Source organism: Psychromonas ossibalaenae ATCC BAA-1528 (assembly GCF_000381745.1).
GTDB classification, from domain to species: Bacteria; Pseudomonadota; Gammaproteobacteria; order Enterobacterales; family Psychromonadaceae; genus Psychromonas; species Psychromonas ossibalaenae.
On record NZ_KB907002.1, the window covers coordinates 22,682 to 40,987 of the forward strand.

Below are 18,306 nucleotides of genomic sequence, written 5' to 3' on the forward strand. Positions count from 1 at the left end.
CGTTCTAAAGGACGAAATTAAACGCCCTAGCTATAATCCTATCGTGAGATTAATACAACTACGCTGCGTGCATCTACGTTAAAAGTGACGCCTTTATACTCCTTCTCTTTACCTGTTTCAGCAATATCTGCAGGTGAGGCTAACGCAGTATTAACAGCACAATACCACTTCTTTCCCTTTACCTGCGGCAGTTCAAATTCGAGCGTATACCAGTACATATTAAACATGATATGCATATCCTGATGGGCCTCCCGTGCCCCTAAAGTCATCGCCAGCGCTAATCCGTGGGGATCATGCCATCCAGGTTTACCGAGCCGGCAGCCGTGCCAGGTAATATCCGCCAGACCGCGCCGGTTGACTTCACCGTCAAAAAAACGATCTCGAAACAGGCGCGGATGAGACTTACGAAAAACAATCAGGCGCTGCCAGAACTGCAGCATGCTTTTATTAGCTTTAACTAAATCCCAGTTAAACCATGATATTTCGTTATCCTGACAATAGGCATTATTATTACCCAGTTGTGTCCTGCACACTTCATCACCGGCAGCAAACATAGGCACACCTTTGGAAAGCATCAAAACCGCCGCAAAATTTTTAATCTGCTGCTGTCTTAGTGCATTGACCTTTTCATCCTTTGTCGGTCCCTCACTACCGCAGTTCCAGCTTCTGTTATGATCAGCACCATCACGGTTATTTTCACCATTGGCTAAATTATGCTTATGGTTATAGGAAACCAGATCATTCAGGGTAAAACCATCATGCGCGGTTATAAAGTTGATACTGTTGCTGGGCAGTTCATTCTGATTCTGATAAATATCAGCACTGCCGGATATCCGAGCAGCCAATACGCCGAGCATACCGGGTTTTCCACGCACAAATTCACGCACATCATCGCGGTAAATCCCGTTCCATTCCGCCCATCGATGGCCGGGAAAAGAACCGACCAGATAGCCGCCGCCGGCATCCCATGCTTCGGCAATAATTTTGCTTTCTGCTAGTGCTTCAGACAATTCAATACCCCACACTACCGGCGGATGAGCAAGCAGAGTACCGTTTTCGCCACGCGCTAAAATCGTGCCCTCGTCAAAACGAAAACCATCAACATGCATGTCACGAACCCAGTACTCTAAACAGTCAATAATGAATTTTTCACAGATAGGATGATTGCACTTAAAGGTATTGCCGCAGCCGGAATAATCGAAATAGAATTTTTTACTCTGTTCAACTAAAAAATAGTAACTGTCATTAGCCAGACCTTTAAATGAGTACACAGGTCCGAGGTGATTACCCTCATCGGTATGATTAAATACAACGTCCAGAATCACTCCGATACCCGCCTGGTGCAGTGCTTTAACCATATCTCTAAATTCGTCAACAGGCCTTGCCCCATGCGGGTTGACACAATACCCGGAATGCGGTGAAAAAAAGCTTACGGTACTGTACCCCCAGTAATTCACTAATTTACGGCCGTTAACATAACGTGCGTGTCTGTCATCAAACTCAAATATCGGCAGCAGCTCCACCGCCGTAATACCCAGCTTCTTAAGATAAGGAATTTTTTCGATCAACCCGGCATAAGTTCCCGGGTGTTTGACTTTAGCGCTGGGTGACCGGGTAAACCCGCCCACATGCATCTCATAAATGATACTTTCATTAAGCGGATGATTAACGGGTCGATCACCCTGCCAGTCATAATCCGTTAAGGGGACAACACAGCTTCTCATTGAAGTATGCAGATTGCTCCCGGGTAAGCAGGCAAACTCGCGCCGCCATAAACTGCGGCTGATACCTTTAGCATAGGGATCGATTAAGACTTTATGCTTATCAAAAATACGCCCATTTTGCGGCTGATTAGGACCGTCAACACGATAAGCATAATAGCTGTTTTCCGGCAGACCTTTGATAAAGATGTGCCAGAAATAAAAACTGCGGTGGATGAGTGGATCTAAGCGGATAATCTGATCCGGCTCTGGATCATCATGCAGATTAAACAGAAGCAGCTCAACAAAGGTGACGCTTTCATCACAATACAGACAAAAATTAACCCCGCCCCTCTCACGATCGATACTTACACCTATAGGATGGGTTTTACCTGGGTATAATTCATACTTGTCAGCATTTACCATACTTTCTGTCCAGTTGAGCTGTCTTTAGTTTCAGTGCAGAAGATAACTTATAACTGTACCGTTTGTCCTCTAGGTATTAACCAGCGAAATCACTTCAGCAGCCAGTTTATCTATCCCGCCCTTAGCGCTCAATATGCCGTCAGCCAGCATATATGCAGGCGTTGTCACTACCTTATGCTTTTGATCAACAACAATATCATTAACAGCACAGCTGACATGACGGCCGCCAAGACTGTTAATCACTTCCGCAGTCGCCGGGTCTTCCCCTATGGTACATTGAATATGATCGTATATTTTCGGCAGAAGTACAGGGGCTATACACATATATCCGGCAGGTTTACAGGCATCTCTAAAAGCTCTCATAACCTCTGCAAACTGTTCATTGATAGAAAATTCGCAGCCCGCAACGGCATAATTAGATAAATTTTTAGCAACCCCAAAACCGCCCGTCACAATCAGCGCATCAAATTCATCCTGCTGTAGTTCAGTTAAGGCTTTTACCCTGCCTCTGACTATGCGTGCGGATTCTGATAATGTATTTCTTACCTGATTGACCTCTTGTCCGCTAAGATGATCAATAACATGATAAAGATTGATATCAGGAGAGAAACATTGATAGGCAGCCCCCTGCTCTTCAAGTGCTAAAAGTGTTAAAACAACTTCGTTGATTTCTGAGCCGTCATATACTCCGCAGCCGGCTAAAATTACTGCTACCTTATTTTTCATTTACAACTTCCCCTATAATTATTTAACCGCCTGGAAACGGCAGACTTGGCGACAATTACATATTAAAACGTTAAATCAGATGTGATTAAATTTATTAGAAGGCTGAATAACAACAAATCGAAACGGCGGAACCTACATGTGTCTGCTGGGCCGGTATCCGCCGCTGGTAACGACGAATACCTGTCCGGGGGATTAATCTCTACTATGGCGCTCAATATACTGTTTGGCGATGGCCGTCATGCCGCGGCTGCCGCATTCGCAGCTATAGTCACGAGGTATATACTTAGAACCGCATCGGTGCCCGGAGCACCAGTCTTTCTCACATAAGCATTCAACTTTCCCGGATGTTTCAACTTTATTGCCGCATTCAGGGCAGGAAATAGCCTTTGTCATAACGTATCCTTCTTTTCATTATTATAGTTTTTAAAAATTACTGTTCAGCATGCTGCTGAATATTTCTCCGTTTTACAGAAAGAACAAAGTTCCTCTGCTTGGTGCATAACAATCGTATCAATTTAATATAACGGTAAATTTGACACTGCTCTAATTATTTAATATTGATTTGATGAAAATGCGAGGCATACGGATTTTATTTCAGGAAGTTATGATTAATGCTGAGGGTTAAAGCGCATCTAAAAGCTGTTGATTAAAAAACAAACATGCTGATGTAGTCTAAGACATAGATATTTTTTTGGCGGGTAAATTTATCGAAAACATAAATAACCAGTGCTCGGCAGCTAAAACTTGTTCCTGCAGTACATGATGTTTCACCTGCCATGATTAATATGGTCAGGCGAAACATCGAGGCTGCAGACCTTGATCGAAATAGACCTTTACAGCCTTTAAACAGGTCGGATTTAAGCCGGCAGAAAAATGCTGTAATCAGCAAGGCAGCACTAGAAATGAATACCGTTATCTAGTGAAGTAATTTGAGCTAATGACAGAGTTTCAATCTCCTGCTGATCCAGCATATCTCGTCCTGACTGAAATGATTTCTCAAATAATATGCCGACACCGGCAAGCTTTGCATCAGCGAGTTTAATAATATCAAGTGTGCCCTGTACCGCATTGCCGTGCGCTAATACATCATCAATAAACAAAACCCGATCACCGGCATTAATATGCTGTGCATTGCAGTTTAATTCATAGGTGCTGTTCTTAGTGAAGCTATGCACGAAAGTTGTTAATAGAACCTGTGTATCTAAAATACTGCGCTTTTTCTTCATCACAACTAACGGCACATTCAGCTTTAGTGCGGCTAATGTTGAAATTGCAATACCGCCGCTTTCTATGGTTAGAATTCGATTGATATTATGAGATTTAAAGTGGGCGGCCAGCTGTTCGGCACACCAGTCCAGCAGCTCTATATCAACTTGTTTAGTTAAAAAGTCACTCGCATCAAGTGCCGTATTATTAACCGATTTACCTTTTTTCTGAATAGTTTGTTGTAATAGATTCATTTTAATTTCCCAAGTTAAGCAAGTGCTAAATAAACAATAAACAAGGCGGCAAGGCAGTAGATAAGCGAATGAACTTCTTTACCTTTACCCTGAACTAACATAACAAAACAGTAACTGATAAACCCCATAGCCATACCGTTAGCCGGCGAAAAGGTAAGCAGACTGAATACCATAATAAAAAATACCGGTACAGCAGACTCTTTTTTCTGCCACTGCACATTAGCCAGGTTTTTAATCATATAGATACCGATAATTACCAGCGCAGGTGACACAATCGCGGTAGTAAAAATAGAAAAAACCGGGAACAAAAAAGCAGATACAATAAATAAAGCGGCAACCGTTAATGCACTGATACCCGTTTTTGCGCCTAATGATGAGGCGACTGCAGATTCGGAATATGCGGTGATGGAGGTAGTGCCTAGCAGCGTGCCGATAATAGTGCCTCCGGAATCAGCAACAAGTGCAGATTTTGCATTAGGTACTCTACCGTCCTTATCGATTATTCCCGCATCTTTACCAACCCCGACAATGGTGCTTAGACCGTCAAAGAAATCCACGATAAAAAATATAATAACCAGAAATATCAGATCGCTGATTTTAGGGATACTCATATGTGAGAAATCAAAGGCGGCACCAAATGTCGGCGCTAAACTTGGCGGCATAGCAACAAGCTGACTGGGAAGAGAAATCAGATTGCTGCCGGTAAACAGATCACTTAACAGGCTTAACACAATAGCGGCCAGAAAAGAGATAACCGTGGCTAATTTTATATCCCGCACCATACAGCCGACAGCAATAAAAATACTGATTAAGGCGATAAATACCTTAGGGGAATAAACATCACCTAAACTGACTAAAATAACCGGGTCACTGACAATAATGCCCGCATTTTTCAGCCCTAGAAAGGAAACAAAAAGCCCTAAACCGACAGATATACCCAGCTTGAGATCTTCAGGAATAGCTTCAATAATAAGCTTTCTAGCCGGTGTTAAACTCAAAATCAGATAGATACAGCCCGACAGAAAAATAGCAAAAAGTGCTTCATGCCAAAGCAGAGATATACCGCCTCCGAGCAGTATTGCTTTAAAGAAGCCGTTCATTGACATACCCGGCGCTAACATTATCGGATACTTGGCAAATGCCCCCATAATGAAGGTTGCCAGTGCCGCCGATACCGCAGTTGCAGTAAATATTGAACCTTTGTCTATACCGTCAATACTGCCTAAAATAGCCGGATTAACGGCTAAGATATAACTCATCGCTAAAAAGGTAATTAACCCCGCGTACATTTCATTTTTTACAGTGGAGCCGCGCTCAGAAAGCAGGAAGTACTTGTCCATTAAAAACCCATATAATAGTTTATTTAAGAGACAATATTTCGAAGTATAAAACTTGGGTAGGGAAATTAGACAAGCAAAAGAGGCAAGTAATTAACCTGTTCCATTGTAGTTCTGAAATTTACGGTATCAGAGTAGAGACTTATGGCCCATATCGCCAAGATTATACAACGTCACATTGTTTGATGGGCATATTAATGGTGCAGAAATAATTGTCAATTATTATTACTCTCGAATTACATGTCTGCTGAAAAACTGCGCATACGCCACAGCGCACAAGGGCTGCAGCGCACTATACTCAAACGCCGATAAAGATAACCAATACATCACAGTCTTTACCATGCGCACTGAAGTTTCTTTTTTATCCTCTATGGTTCAAGGCTGTTACGGTACTCAAACTGAGCCTGATACAGGGAAAGCGGCAGTACAGACTCGCCCATACTTTCCACAAAAGCCTGATCTGTTTCAGGGAGCATATCAACATATTGTGCCTTACCTAATTCATGCATGTTTTCAGCATAGGCCTTCTGCGTCGCATAAGTCATCGTATTACCTGTCATACCGATAATATAGGGCATAATAATACGACCGTACTCGTTATTAATGCGCATAAATTCAAATCCGTTATTGTTACTGCTGCTGAGATTCTCAGGATTCCAGTAAACTAACCCCTGCAGATGATTAGGCTGATTGGCTAATGAAGCTCCCCAGCGCCCGTAAACAAAACCGCCGCTCATATTATCAAACAGATTGTACATCGACTGCTCGCCATGCAGATCATTTCCAGAAGTTTCATCAAACTGCAGATTAAGGTAAACATTACCAATAGAGTATTTTGACACTCCCGGAGCATGCCATGTCGCGGCAGTATCATCAACATTAACAGCTAAATCATTATTGCTGTACATCATGCCCAGTGCACTATGGCCGGGATTGCCGTTAAGCTGAATATTTTCAGCGGTAACATTAAAGGTATTTTTAAGGTTTACAGCCTGCGAAAAATCTTTAACTTCAATATTATTTATCCAGCTGTTATTGACGTTGCTCAGCTCAAGCATACTATAGCCGCTGTCATGTACAGCGTCCTCATGATGTATAAACTCATCCTGCCAGTTTCCCTGCAGGGTAAGATCTTCAATACCAATATTCGTTACGGAATTTATAACGCTGGCCGTCCAGCTATATTCCTCTGATATTTCATGATTCAAAGGCGCGGTAAATGTAATTCGATCCGCATCAATAGACTCAATAATATGTTTTTCAATCTGCAGTGTATTTTCCGTTAAATTAGTCCAGATATAATTTCCGGGCTCGTGAGGCTGATGTTCTAACAGATAGGGGCTGATCAGCGTATTAACAGCACTAATACTGTCGGTTACCCCTGTTAATTCAACACTGTCGCCGACCTTAAAACCGCTGCTGTCGGCCACTGTAATAGTAAAAGTAGAACCCCTTAAGTGGCTTGATGTGATAGCAGAGCTAACCTCTGGTGTTTTATCTTTTGTTTCAGCACCAATACGAATCAAGTAAGGTGTTGTCCATTTTTTTTCAGGATCTTCAGGCAGCAGATGAACATCTGAATAGAGAATAGTTTTACCGGGCCCGTCGCCTTTCATAATAAAATCACTAATACGGATAATAATCGGCTGTACCTGTAGAATATCTTCGCGATCCTCGGGATCAATTTTGGCAATATCATGTGCATCATTAATAATGTAACGGCCTGACGGGAAATAAAGAATAGCTTTATGATCAGGGTCTAAAGCTTTCCGTTCCTCGATAAAATGGATAAGCTTTTTAAGCTTATCCTTACTGCTGACCGTACTGCCGGCTGTAATGCCGTAATCATTGACGTTATATTCAGTGTAGTCACTGCGGTCAATATCCTGGTAATGCTGCTCGCCGTTTTTATAACCGGCATAGGAAAAATCAGCCATCACCAGTGACGGATCAATCGACTGATCGCCGTTATATAAACCGTTACTGTCTCGTGTATTTACATAATTAGTCCAGTAAATGGAGGTGTCTGCTTGCGATTTTACACTGACATCAGGTATATCAGCATAACTACTGACAGCACCGAATATACAAAATGCAGTACACAAAGGATTTATATATTTTTTCATCATTAACTCCTTACTCTATGACAGGTGCATTTACATAATCCTATTTAAAGACTTATATAGATGCAGGCATTAAACGTTGAATTCTTTTATAAGAGTTGTGCAGGAATGGGGGCGGCGGTACAGCCCATTGCAATAAACCAGACTGTACCTGTTTCGAAGCTGCTAACGACTACTAGTTAACAGTTGGCCGCTTTTAGCCGAAACAATATTTTTATTATTTCCTGCCCGATAAATCATTGCACCGATACCGAGAATGAAGAATCCGCAGATTAAGAAATAATATGACGATTCATTATCCGGCAGCAGGTAAAAAGCGGAAATAACTGCACCGAAAATCAGTGTTAAACGCCCGAGAATATTACACTGCATTACATCTGATTCATCCATTCCACTTTCTGACGTAATAGGTGTAACTTGATTTTTAAAAAATTTCTCAACGGCATGATAACGTTCACCTACAGGTTTTTTATAAAACAACATTGTCGAAAAGAAAAATGCAACCGTTACAACTGCGTGCATAAACTGGGTAATAACAACCCCCAGGTCACCAATTTCACGCCCGCTAAAGGTGACATCAAGCGTTTGTGAAACCCAGTGAGCATTGAAAACGTTATTGCTGATAATACTGACCACAAAGCCAAACACAACCGTTGCCCAGCCGGCCCAGTCAGGAGTACGTTTGATAAACATACCCAGTGTCTGAGGTATCATCATTGGGATATTTACTAAACCTGCAAATATAATCATAATTGAAAACAGGCTGATTCCACGCAGTTCATTGAGAAACAATGCAAAGGCAATGACGATTAATCCCATAACACCCGTTGTTATCCTGCTGACCCGCAGTTCATCTTGTTCAGTAGCTTCTTTGTTGACCATTGGTTTATAGATCGACTTTACATATGAAGCCGTTACAAAGTTAATGCGCGAATCAAGGGTAGACATAGTTGCGGCAAACATCGCTGAAACCACTAATCCGACCATACCGGCAGGTAATAACTCCTGCACAATCACTAGATAGGCGGCCTGATCGGCTTGCTCTCCCAGCTGCGGGTACATAGCGGCAAGATCCGGATATGCACCTGCTGCATACATAGGCGGCAGAAACCACATAATACTGCCGAAAGCAAATAGCCCAGCAGTAAAATAGGCTGCTTTTCTAGCATGCTGCGAATCTTTTACACAAAGAAAACGCACTGACTGACCGATATTATTCATATCAATAACACGCTGAATCAATATCGCTCCCACCCATAACAGGAAAATCTCCTGAAAATAGATGCCGTTACCAGTCCATAGGGCTGCACCCTGCCAGTGATCGGTGATTTCAGTGATCCCCGAAGTATTATTAAGCACTGCAAGAAAGGTTACAACGCTAATACCAACTATCAAAAGCGCCTGCAGGAAGTCACTGGAAACAACAGCCCACGCTCCGCCGGCAATCGTCATCAATGCAACTGCACCACCAGTAATAATAATCGCGTAGGTAATATCCCAGCCTAAAACTGCAGAGATAAAAATTGAAACGGCATATAAAGTAATTGCACCGCCCATTAGACCTGTGATCATATAGATGACGGTATAAAAGCGTTCTGTTTTAGCACCGTAGCGCTGCCGTATTGCTTCCATCGGGGTAATAACATTCATCTGCCTGAAACGCGGCGCAAAAATGCGTGCACAGATGATGTAGCCGACAATATTAAAAACAAATATCCAGATGATTGCAAAGCCGTCAATATACGCTTTTCCAGCCGCTCCGGTAAATGTCCAGGCACTAAAAGTAGTCATAAACGCACTCGCGCCCCCCATCCACCAGAGCATTTTACCGCCCCCGCGAAAATAGTCACTGGTATTAGCTACCTGCTTACGGAACACCATGCCAAGAAGCACCATGAAAATAAAATAAAATACAATTGCACCAATATCATATGTAGAGACCATAATATAATTCCTTACCAGAAGTAACGCTGATGACCACAGATGCGCATTAACGCTTCCATGTAATAGTAATCTCCATACGGAAGTAGATTATCACTCATGCCTTTTGCAACAAAAGAAGCACCGTGATTCAACAGCCCTTTGGCATCAGGGTTATCGGTCAAGTCACACTGTTCCATTAATCCTTTCACTAAATGCATAGCCCACTGCTCGTAAAAAACAGCTTCTTCTCCTTCACACAGACCGGCAATAAGCATAAAACCTGCAGCAGTAACAGCACCGGCTGAGCTGTCTTTATACTGCACTTGATCTTCAGGCAGTAGATAATCCCAAATAGGCACAGCATCCTGGTGCAGATGCTGCATTGCATATCTGGCTAAATTTTTTGCCAGTTCAAGAAACTTCTCATCCCCGCTGTAAATATAAGTCTGTGCAAAACCATGAATTGCCCATGCCTGGCCGCGTGCCCAGCAGGACTCATCAGCATAACCTTGAAATGTCTCCCCCCGCAGCGGTTTTTGTGTAACAGGATCAAAGTTATAAGTATGGTAGGTTGAGTAGTCATCACGCACAATATTTTCAGCCATTGTATGTGCATGAGCTAGCGCCGCATTACGCAGTACCGGAGAATGGTTCTGCTCTGATGCCCAGAAAAGCAGTGCTGTATTCTGCAGTGAATCAATAATAACTTTACCCTGCGTTTTCTCAGGCCCAAGAATATGCGTTTCATTCCACGCTACAATATACTTGCCGATACGACGAAAACGCATATATAAACTGTCAGCAGCCTGGATAGCCATCTGCTTATATTCACTGTCTCCGGTAAGCTTGTAACCGGCAACACAGCTTAAAGAATACTGAAATCCGAGATCATGGTCGTGACAGTCCGGCATTTTCAGCAGTTCATTGAAATACTCCTTACGAAACCCGGCACTATTTTTAAAACTTTCTTTGCCGCTCAGCTGATAGCATAACCACAACTGCCCGGTCCAGAAGGACGAGACCCAGTCTGAAGCCCCGCAGTATGTATATTGTAAATTCTCATCTCCTATTTTGGGATTATTAATACCAATTTTACTAATGTTACTTTCAGTAAAATTAACGACCTTTTGCAGATGCTCTTCGAACTGACGCTTTTCATAATGGCGTGGCGGCAACTTATTCATAACAGACAAATACCTCAATTGAAAAAAATAAAATATCGAACTGGACGTTAACTGCAGATGATTATTTATCAGCAAATAGAGAGCTTAAATAATATCGCAGTCAGTTCAGTTGAAAACTTTTAAGCATTCTCAGCAATCAGCGGCTCTCTATCCATGATAAAAACACTCTACCAGATGAACAAAATGAAACTTAAAATATAAAAACAGTTTTTTTGTCAGATAACGTGACAGGTGTCTTCCTTTGTATAATAAAGATGGCTGCAGCGCTATTTTGCGGGGCAATGCACAATAAAAACAAACAAAGAAACTGACATTCATTTTGTACATCACGATTGTTTTTTTCTACATTCCCATGTTTTATTTAAACATTATGATGCCAGTCAAACTTAACCCAAGGAGTACTGTGTCATATGTCAAGTTCAAAACTACCCTTTTATTTTGCCGCGCTTCCATTACTAGTTTCTGGTAACACTGTATTCGCATCGACTGTCGATTTCTCCGGTTATATGCGGGCAGGTACAGGATCCAGTCAAAACAGCGGGGCTATGGTTTCCTATGAAAAGCAAAAAGTGGGACGCTTAGGCAACGAAGATGATATCTATACGGCATTAGGGGCTGGAACAGAGCTGTATAATAGTGCTGAGCAGTCAGTATACTTACAAACACGCTTTATTTATCAATCAGACGGAGCGAATGACTGGGAGTCGATATCGAATGAAGATACCAACTTTATGATTAAGGAGCTGAATGTCGCGGTTAAAGGTATATTTCCTTCTTTACCAGAAGCAACTGCATGGATAGGTAAACGCTACAATCAGCGCCATGATAACCATATTATTGACACATACTTCTGGAATGTTTCCGGTACCGGACTGGGAATTGACTATATACCGCTAGGTTCAGGTCTACTGTCAACCTCGGCCATTCGCTCTGACCGCGCAGCCGTCGCTGATGACGGAACAAGCAATGGAAATCTGAACGTTAATATATTTGATATTCGTTATAAAGCAGGTTTATGGAACAATGCGGTTTTTGAAGTAGGCCTGGACTACGCGATGCCTAACGAATCCAGTGACTTTACCGGATCGGTAGAAAGTGGTCAGTTAATCACCGGTTTATTAACTCATAAATTTTCATGGGGAAGTAATAGCGGTGTTTTTCAGTATGGAACAAACGGTTTTTCGGAAGCCTTGTTTAACGACCATGCAGGGAAAAGCTATTATGCTGAAGCAGAAAGTGATTCTTCAGCTTACCGTATAATGAACTTCGGCCTGGTGAATATATCTGAACAATTTAAAGTGGCTCATTCAGTGTATTACACCTCTTCAATAAACGAAATTACAGCAGGTCAACATGATGATAAAACAACCTTTTCTATCGTTGCCCGACCTCAATTTAACTGGGATACACAAAATAAAACCATGGTAGAATTAGGGTATTTTGATCAAACCGATGGACATAATATCGATTCATCCGGATCTAAAGTCACACTTGCACAAGCCTGGTCTCCAGCCGGCGGCTTCTGGTCCCGCCCTGAGCTGCGCCTTTTTGTGAGTTATCTCAATGATCAGGGAGATCAAGACAGATTCGGCACAGGTAAAAACTCAGAAGTTAATGTGGGCGCACAGGTTGAAGCCTGGTGGTAATAGAAGTCAGCTGATACAAGAAATATTAATCAGGGCGTCTGCCGACAGTAAAGCACCGTTCCTGATTAATGTTATCACGGCAATGTTTTTCCATTTCTTGCAGATCGGCAGATATTAAAGTAATTTGTTAAACGGCGTTTTTTCTATTCAGCTGTTTTATAAGAGGATCACATCATCATGAAAAATGCACCTCTGTTAATTAATAGGGCCATCGAATCCTGCGGTATAACGTTACGCGCTATGTGGGATATTTACGCAGACAAACACTATTCAATAAACTGGCCTAAAGACAGAAAAATTCCCATGGTTAAAAATGCCGTAGTAGCTGTCTATACTATTCAAGGCAGCGGCAGTATTGAATTAAAAAATGGAAAAAAACTCATATTATCAGGTCCGAGCATTATTTTTCTGGACTGCCAGCAGATCAAAAGATATAAAACCAACGGCTTATTCTGGGAATTAAACTGGTTTGAATTTATGACCAACGGAGTTGCACATATCCCTTTTGAACAGCAGATTTTCTTAACCACTGAGCAGTATCCGCAGATTCTTAATGAAATTAAAGAATTCATTAGATCTGAAGATGAAATCAAAAGAAATACCGCTGTTGCAGGTTTCGGATACCTGTTTTATAAATGGATAAGCCTCAGTAAAGAAAACCAGTCCATGAGCAGTCAGGAAAAAATTGTTTCCGATGTGCTTGCCATTATGAGCACACGTATCGGCGAAAACTGCAAAGTAACAGACTTTGCCCAGGAGTCTGGTTACACGCAGCAGTACTTAAGAAAACTATTTCTGAAGCATGTACACCTCACACCAAAACAGTATTACTCCAAGCTGAAAATGGATGCCAGCCTGTCAATGCTCACTAAAAGAGGATACAGCGTAAAGCGTACTGCTTATGAACTGGGGTTCAACGACAGCTTTCATTTCAGTAGAACATTTAAAAGCCGTTTCGGCACCTGTCCATCGCAGATAGAAAAAGACGGTACAGCAGAGCCGAAAAGTGACGTTTAACACGTCCGTTTTGAAGTTTACAACAACGGTTATTCTCGTTGTACAGTCATGTTCATTAATTCAGCAGGCGAAATTCCCCGGTTAATTAAATTTCTCATTAACTTCATATAAGGTGCACTGCGGGTGAAAAATATCTTATAACCCTCACAGAAATAATTATGATTTTTCTGTCCACTGGATGAGGCTATAAAACGATGTTTAGGACATCCTCCATGGCACACCTTAAGAAAAGGACAAAAATGACAGTCAGTCGATAAATTAAGCTTTTTATCATTTGCAAACTGCTTTGCCCGTTCACTATTATTGATTGTAATTATTTTTGTCTCATTGATATTACCGAGCTTATGTTCTGGATAAACGTAATGATCACAATTATAAATATCGCCATTTGCTTCAAGAGCAAAAGCATGTCCGCAGCGTTCACTAAAAGAACACATCTGAGCAGGATAGCCGCACCAGACACCTAATAGCGAATCAAAAAGCTGTATAAATACCCGGCCTATATCCTTTTCAACCCAGGCAGTAAAAACATCAGCGAGAAACTGTCCGTAAGCTTTTGCTTCAACGGACCAGGATGTCACATAACTTAGCGGCTGAAAACCGGGGCTAATCAGACGAAGCTCATGACTTGGTGCATTCCTGTTTTCTCTTTCAATAAGCGGGATAAACTGAATATGTGCTGTTCCCAGCGATTTTAAGTAGTTGTATACCTTTTGCGGATGTTTAACATTATGATTATTAATAACTGCCAGTATATTAAATTCTATCTGATAATATTTAAGCAGGGTGACAGCTTTTATCACCTTCTGGTGTGAGCCTTTACCACTGCGGTTGACGCGGTAAATATCATGGAGCTCCATTGGACCGTCAATAGATATGCCGATCAGCCAGTTATTTTCTTTAAAAAACTGACACCATAAATCATCAATAATTATACCGTTGGTCTGCAGGTTATTGTGAATTTGTTTCCTGCCGGCATATTTTTTCTGTAGTTCGACAGCCTTCTTATAAAAGGCTAACCCTGCCAGTGTTGGTTCACCTCCCTGCCAGGCAAACTCAACAACATCAGCAGACTGCGCCTCGATATGCTGACGAATGTAATTTTCCAGTGTGTACTGATCCATAAACTGCTTCGAAGATTCGCGATATAGCTTATGTTTTTCTAAATAGAAACAATAGGTACAGTTTAAATTACAGGTAGAGCCAGTTGGCTTTGCCATCACATGACAGCCGTTTTTAATATCATTATTCATCTATAAACTTACTAATTGGAAAATCCTGCTGACTTTAATACCGGCATAAACAAGTGCACTCAACACAATAGAAAAACTGAGCAGGCTTTTAGTTGTCACCGAGCAGCCGCTGCTCAGCTTATTTTTTATATCCATAAGGCGACGCTTACAGGCATACACATAAACGGTAATATTACTAAACAGTAAAGCGGCGGCCGCGCAGCTTAAGGCATAGCTGTTATTGTAAAAAGCAGCTCTGAAAAGTACGACAGCCACTATGATCACAACAAAAAATGTCCGAAACCAGGAAAGCGACGTTCTTTCCGGCTGCAGCCCCGGATCATCAATACGTCTCGCAGTACGGCTAGCCGGCATAGGTAATAAACAACATAATTACAACGGCAGTAATAACCATAAACAGACTAATTACTCTAAGAAAACCAGTATATGGCAAGTCGGTTTTATAGCGCATCGCTTTCTCATTCGCAGCCCAGCGCATATAAGCATACAAGGCTACGACTGCAGCAAATATACACAAGGTAAGAGAAATAATTTCGCCAGCAGCCGGCCCGGCCAAATGCGGCGCTAACTGATCCAGCCCGATGGCGGCGGCTAAAAATGCCAGTGCCGTTCTAATCCAGGCAAGAAAGGTCCGTTCATTTGCTAATGAAAATCTGTAATCAGGTGATTCACCTTCATGGATCCATTTCATATATTTCCTCAATTGTGCAATACTCCGCCGCATCGGCGGTGCTCTATAATAATTATCAGCGCCAAAACAGCAGCCGCCTGTATACCTGCAGGTAAGAACGCATTAAAACTTCTGCAGTTTCTGCTCAATTTTAGTGCCTTTAGTCGGCATTCCCGTATCATAGTCACGCACCACTGCAGAATAACCATCATCCGGACGCGGCCGAAAAGCCCCCATCCAGCGTGGCATTATTTCCTTTCTCCAGGAACGACTTGCCCATTGATAACTTCTGAACGGATCGCGTATATGATCCATATAATCTAATAATCGATCATGCATATTATTGCGTATCTGCGCATGCTGCCGCGATGTAATAAGATTGTTCATCTCATCAGGATCATTATGACGGTCGTACAGTTCATCGCTGCTGAACAGATTGATGACTAATTTATAGCGATTCTCTATCCAGCAGCGTACCGGAATAAAGCCGCCGAAACTATCATGCTCAATTTCATAACGATTAAATTCCACCATAATACCCCGCTCACTGTGCTGCTGGTCATCAATAGTCAGCAGATCACCGCCGGGCAGCATCTCCGGTTGTTCAATCTCTGCTAATTTCATTAATGTCGGCAGAATATCAATATGACTGACCGGAGAATTAATCTGAGAGTGCTGCTGCGCTTCTTCAGGCGGGCGGACAATCAACGGAATCTTAGTAATGTCATCATACATAGCGGCACCTTTACTGATCAGCTTATGCGCCCCCATCATTTCACCGTGATCAGAAGTATAAACAACCCAGGTGTTTTCGATTTCTGACTGATCCAGATTATCAATTACACGGCCTATTTCATCATCAACAAAATCGTTGCAGCCGAAATATAAAGGATGACGATACAAACCGTCATCACCCACGGGACTAGGCATCGCTTCTGCCCATAACCTATGGTGCTCAGGTTTATTTTCCAAGGTATCAAATGCTTTCTCGCCCAGGTCATAGCTGAAATCTTTAAAACGTTCGATATATTCAACGGGGCAGGTAAACGGATGGTGAGGCTCGTCATAGGAAAGCACTAACAGGAAAGGTTTATCATTTTCAGTCTGATCTAGATAACGGACAGCCCGGTTGCTTATCCTGTGCGCCCAGGTAAATTCTTTACCTATATCATTTTCCAATAACTCTTCAACACTGTTAAGTCCATTGCGCCACAAAGCAATTTCCTGCTCGCTAAGCTCCGCTAAATAGTTGGCACCGTCATACCAGTACTCTGAATTCCATTCATCGGGACACTCGCCTGTCCCATAATAATCATGACCGTCAAGGTGCCACTTTCCGATATAACAGGTCTGATATCCGGCATCTTTAAAATAACGCCCCATTGATGAAATATTTTTACCCGGGGCTACATTATTTGTCCACGGCCCGGACTGATTAGCATAAATGCCTGTAAATAATCCCGCGCGTGCAGGAGTACAAACTGGAGAGCAAGTATAGGCAGAATTGAACTGAATTCCCTTTGACGCTAACTTATCAATATTATTTGTATTAAGCGCCCTGCCGCTGTAACAGCCCACCATATTGGTCGCTTGCGTATCAGTCATGATTAAAATGATATTTGGTTTTGTCATGATTACACCTGGATTGATTTAACTAAGTCGTTTGATAAAATGCTTTCCATCCGCGCAGTCTCTGAGAAATGGTGCCTGCGCCCGATCGAAGGTATGCTTTATTATTAATGAGTCTATTTTTTACTTTTTAAGCGCTTAATTGAATAGAATAAAATACATATAACATGAATAAAATGAACCTGGATATAAGTTACTGGTTTGATAATCTGCAGGACAGCTTACGGGAAGAGAAATACGCATGACGGCACTGCTGATAGGAGTCCTGTAAGTCAGGAAAGCACTAAACAACGGGCCTGAATGTGAATAACGTTTGAATGTTAATCATGTGTAGAAAAATGGATGAAATCGCGACATTCATTGTAACAAACATAAATGAGTAGAACATTTCGGTTCTGCTGTTAACTACCCCGCTGTGAAACTGCATAATCTACCGCTTCAACAAATGAGTCTGCATTAATATGCGCCAGGCTGATTTTGTATTCATCACCCGGCTGGTATTTTCCCGTATGTACTAAACAGCCCTGCAGTCCGGCCTGCACTGCCCCTTCAACATCACCGTAGATATCATCACCGATCATTAAAACCTGATCCGCCTGCAGATCAGTTGATGCAAGTACCTGCATGAAGAAATCAGCACTGGGTTTCCCTAATATAACCGCGCGGGTTGATGCGGCATACTCAATCGCTTTGATAAACGGACCGGCATCCATTAACAGCTGTTCATCTAATTTAAAATAGCGGTTACAGCCGATACCCAGTAAAGGCGCCCCCTGCTGGCATAACTGAAAAGCGCGGTTCAATTTGTCATAACAAAAATCCTGCTCGGCATCACCAATAATGACCGCATTAGGCTCACTCTGTATAAGGTCGGAAAATTCACTTTGAATATTCTGATGGATAAGGCAGAAAGGACGCAGCTGTTTTTGCCGCAGCCAGGCGTGAGCAGCAGCAGGTGCTGTAAACAGCTCTGCAGCCGGGAGTACAAACCCCAGCGCTTTTAAATCAGTTAAAATCTGCCGGCGTGTTAAACGCGAAGTATTGGTAACAAAGCGCAGGTGCAGGCCGCTCTGCCTAGCCTTGTCAAGTGCATCTGCGGCTCCGGATATCGCTTTACTTCCGGTATACAGCACGCCGCTTAAGTCAATGAAAAGAGCTTTTATCATAACTGCTGTCCCTCTAACAAGCCTGCCTACAGTATAGAAACAAATA

The 18,306-nt window shown here is 42.3% G+C and carries 15 protein-coding genes and 1 riboswitch; of the genes, 2 read left to right on the top strand and 13 right to left on the bottom strand.

The genetic code is table 11. The features are described from left to right. Positions 1 to 38: 38 nt before the first annotated feature. The 8 genes from glgX to G327_RS0116125 all read right to left on the bottom strand — a co-directional run bounded on the left by glgX (position 39) and on the right by G327_RS0116125 (position 10,879). The gene (gene glgX, locus G327_RS0116085; RefSeq protein ID WP_019615826.1) at positions 39 to 2,126 is read right to left on the bottom strand and encodes a glycogen debranching protein GlgX; all 2,088 of its coding nucleotides are present in this window, start codon (positions 2,124 to 2,126) and stop codon (positions 39 to 41) included. 69 nt (positions 2,127 to 2,195) lie between these two features. Continuing rightward, on the bottom strand, positions 2,196 to 2,852 hold the full coding sequence (elbB, locus tag G327_RS0116090; protein WP_019615827.1) for an isoprenoid biosynthesis glyoxalase ElbB: 657 nt from the start codon (positions 2,850 to 2,852) through the stop codon (positions 2,196 to 2,198). Between the two features lie 192 nt (positions 2,853 to 3,044). Beyond that, positions 3,045 to 3,245: a hypothetical protein gene (locus G327_RS0116095; RefSeq protein ID WP_019615828.1), complete on the bottom strand. Its 201-nt coding sequence runs from the start codon at positions 3,243 to 3,245 to the stop codon at positions 3,045 to 3,047. A 503-nt stretch (positions 3,246 to 3,748) separates the two neighbouring features. After that, positions 3,749 to 4,312 carry a xanthine phosphoribosyltransferase gene (locus G327_RS0116105; protein ID WP_019615830.1) on the bottom strand — a complete coding sequence of 188 codons (564 nt, stop codon included), beginning with the start codon at positions 4,310 to 4,312 and terminating at the stop codon, positions 3,749 to 3,751. A gap of 14 nt (positions 4,313 to 4,326) precedes the next feature. Further along, positions 4,327 to 5,652: an NCS2 family permease gene (locus tag G327_RS0116110; RefSeq protein WP_019615831.1), complete on the bottom strand. Its 1,326-nt coding sequence runs from the start codon at positions 5,650 to 5,652 to the stop codon at positions 4,327 to 4,329. Positions 5,653 to 5,738: 86 nt separating this feature from the next. Beyond that, a riboswitch (purine riboswitch) is annotated at positions 5,739 to 5,840 on the bottom strand. A 177-nt stretch (positions 5,841 to 6,017) separates the two neighbouring features. Beyond that, complete coding sequence (locus G327_RS24925) at positions 6,018 to 7,775, bottom strand: DUF4955 domain-containing protein (RefSeq protein WP_019615832.1); 1,758 nt, start codon at positions 7,773 to 7,775, stop codon at positions 6,018 to 6,020. A 162-nt stretch (positions 7,776 to 7,937) separates the two neighbouring features. Further along, positions 7,938 to 9,716: a sodium:solute symporter family transporter gene (locus G327_RS0116120; RefSeq protein ID WP_019615833.1), complete on the bottom strand. Its 1,779-nt coding sequence runs from the start codon at positions 9,714 to 9,716 to the stop codon at positions 7,938 to 7,940. An 11-nt stretch (positions 9,717 to 9,727) separates the two neighbouring features. After that, positions 9,728 to 10,879 carry a glycoside hydrolase family 88 protein gene (locus tag G327_RS0116125; protein WP_019615834.1) on the bottom strand — a complete coding sequence of 384 codons (1,152 nt, stop codon included), beginning with the start codon at positions 10,877 to 10,879 and terminating at the stop codon, positions 9,728 to 9,730. 410 nt (positions 10,880 to 11,289) lie between these two features. On the opposite strand from G327_RS0116125, the gene G327_RS0116130 reads away from it, so the two are divergent. Further along, positions 11,290 to 12,525, top strand: coding sequence for a carbohydrate porin (locus G327_RS0116130; protein WP_019615835.1), 1,236 nt, complete (start codon positions 11,290 to 11,292; stop codon positions 12,523 to 12,525). Between the two features lie 177 nt (positions 12,526 to 12,702). Further along, a complete protein-coding gene (locus tag G327_RS0116135) occupies positions 12,703 to 13,542 on the top strand; it encodes an AraC family transcriptional regulator (protein ID WP_019615836.1) in 840 nt (279 codons plus the stop codon). A gap of 29 nt (positions 13,543 to 13,571) precedes the next feature. Here the strand turns inward: G327_RS0116135 and G327_RS0116140 are convergent, their stop codons facing one another. From G327_RS0116140 to G327_RS0116160, 5 genes are all read right to left on the bottom strand, one after another. Next, positions 13,572 to 14,795: an anaerobic sulfatase maturase gene (locus G327_RS0116140; RefSeq protein ID WP_019615837.1), complete on the bottom strand. Its 1,224-nt coding sequence runs from the start codon at positions 14,793 to 14,795 to the stop codon at positions 13,572 to 13,574. Continuing rightward, the gene (locus tag G327_RS0116145) at positions 14,796 to 15,149 is read right to left on the bottom strand and encodes a DUF202 domain-containing protein (protein ID WP_019615838.1); all 354 of its coding nucleotides are present in this window, start codon (positions 15,147 to 15,149) and stop codon (positions 14,796 to 14,798) included. It lies immediately after the preceding gene. After that, on the bottom strand, positions 15,139 to 15,486 hold the full coding sequence (locus G327_RS0116150; RefSeq protein WP_019615839.1) for a YidH family protein: 348 nt from the start codon (positions 15,484 to 15,486) through the stop codon (positions 15,139 to 15,141). The genes G327_RS0116145 and G327_RS0116150 overlap by 11 nt, the downstream gene beginning before the upstream one ends. 102 nt (positions 15,487 to 15,588) lie before the next feature. Continuing rightward, the gene (locus tag G327_RS0116155; protein ID WP_019615840.1) at positions 15,589 to 17,097 is read right to left on the bottom strand and encodes a sulfatase-like hydrolase/transferase; all 1,509 of its coding nucleotides are present in this window, start codon (positions 17,095 to 17,097) and stop codon (positions 15,589 to 15,591) included. A 398-nt stretch (positions 17,098 to 17,495) separates the two neighbouring features. Then, positions 17,496 to 18,260, bottom strand: coding sequence for a TIGR01458 family HAD-type hydrolase (locus G327_RS0116160; protein WP_019615841.1), 765 nt, complete (start codon positions 18,258 to 18,260; stop codon positions 17,496 to 17,498). Between the last annotated feature and the right edge of the window lie 46 nt (positions 18,261 to 18,306).

What these genes read in the sequence shown, in the direction of transcription:
- G327_RS0116130 (WP_019615835.1), top strand. Translation starts at nt 11,290, where the DNA reads ATGTCAAGTTCAAAACTACCCTTTTATTTTGCCGCGCTTCCATTACTA.
- G327_RS0116155 (WP_019615840.1), bottom strand. Translation starts at nt 17,097, where the DNA reads ATGACAAAACCAAATATCATTTTAATCATGACTGATACGCAAGCGACC.
- G327_RS0116135 (WP_019615836.1), top strand. Translation starts at nt 12,703, where the DNA reads ATGAAAAATGCACCTCTGTTAATTAATAGGGCCATCGAATCCTGCGGT.
- G327_RS0116095 (WP_019615828.1), bottom strand. Translation starts at nt 3,245, where the DNA reads ATGACAAAGGCTATTTCCTGCCCTGAATGCGGCAATAAAGTTGAAACA.
- G327_RS0116160 (WP_019615841.1), bottom strand. Translation starts at nt 18,260, where the DNA reads ATGATAAAAGCTCTTTTCATTGACTTAAGCGGCGTGCTGTATACCGGA.
- G327_RS0116140 (WP_019615837.1), bottom strand. Translation starts at nt 14,795, where the DNA reads ATGAATAATGATATTAAAAACGGCTGTCATGTGATGGCAAAGCCAACT.
- G327_RS24925 (WP_019615832.1), bottom strand. Translation starts at nt 7,775, where the DNA reads ATGAAAAAATATATAAATCCTTTGTGTACTGCATTTTGTATATTCGGT.
- G327_RS0116110 (WP_019615831.1), bottom strand. Translation starts at nt 5,652, where the DNA reads ATGGACAAGTACTTCCTGCTTTCTGAGCGCGGCTCCACTGTAAAAAAT.
- G327_RS0116120 (WP_019615833.1), bottom strand. Translation starts at nt 9,716, where the DNA reads ATGGTCTCTACATATGATATTGGTGCAATTGTATTTTATTTTATTTTC.
- elbB (WP_019615827.1), bottom strand. Translation starts at nt 2,852, where the DNA reads ATGAAAAATAAGGTAGCAGTAATTTTAGCCGGCTGCGGAGTATATGAC.
- glgX (WP_019615826.1), bottom strand. Translation starts at nt 2,126, where the DNA reads ATGGTAAATGCTGACAAGTATGAATTATACCCAGGTAAAACCCATCCT.
- G327_RS0116150 (WP_019615839.1), bottom strand. Translation starts at nt 15,486, where the DNA reads ATGAAATGGATCCATGAAGGTGAATCACCTGATTACAGATTTTCATTA.
- G327_RS0116145 (WP_019615838.1), bottom strand. Translation starts at nt 15,149, where the DNA reads ATGCCGGCTAGCCGTACTGCGAGACGTATTGATGATCCGGGGCTGCAG.
- G327_RS0116125 (WP_019615834.1), bottom strand. Translation starts at nt 10,879, where the DNA reads ATGAATAAGTTGCCGCCACGCCATTATGAAAAGCGTCAGTTCGAAGAG.
- G327_RS0116105 (WP_019615830.1), bottom strand. Translation starts at nt 4,312, where the DNA reads ATGAATCTATTACAACAAACTATTCAGAAAAAAGGTAAATCGGTTAAT.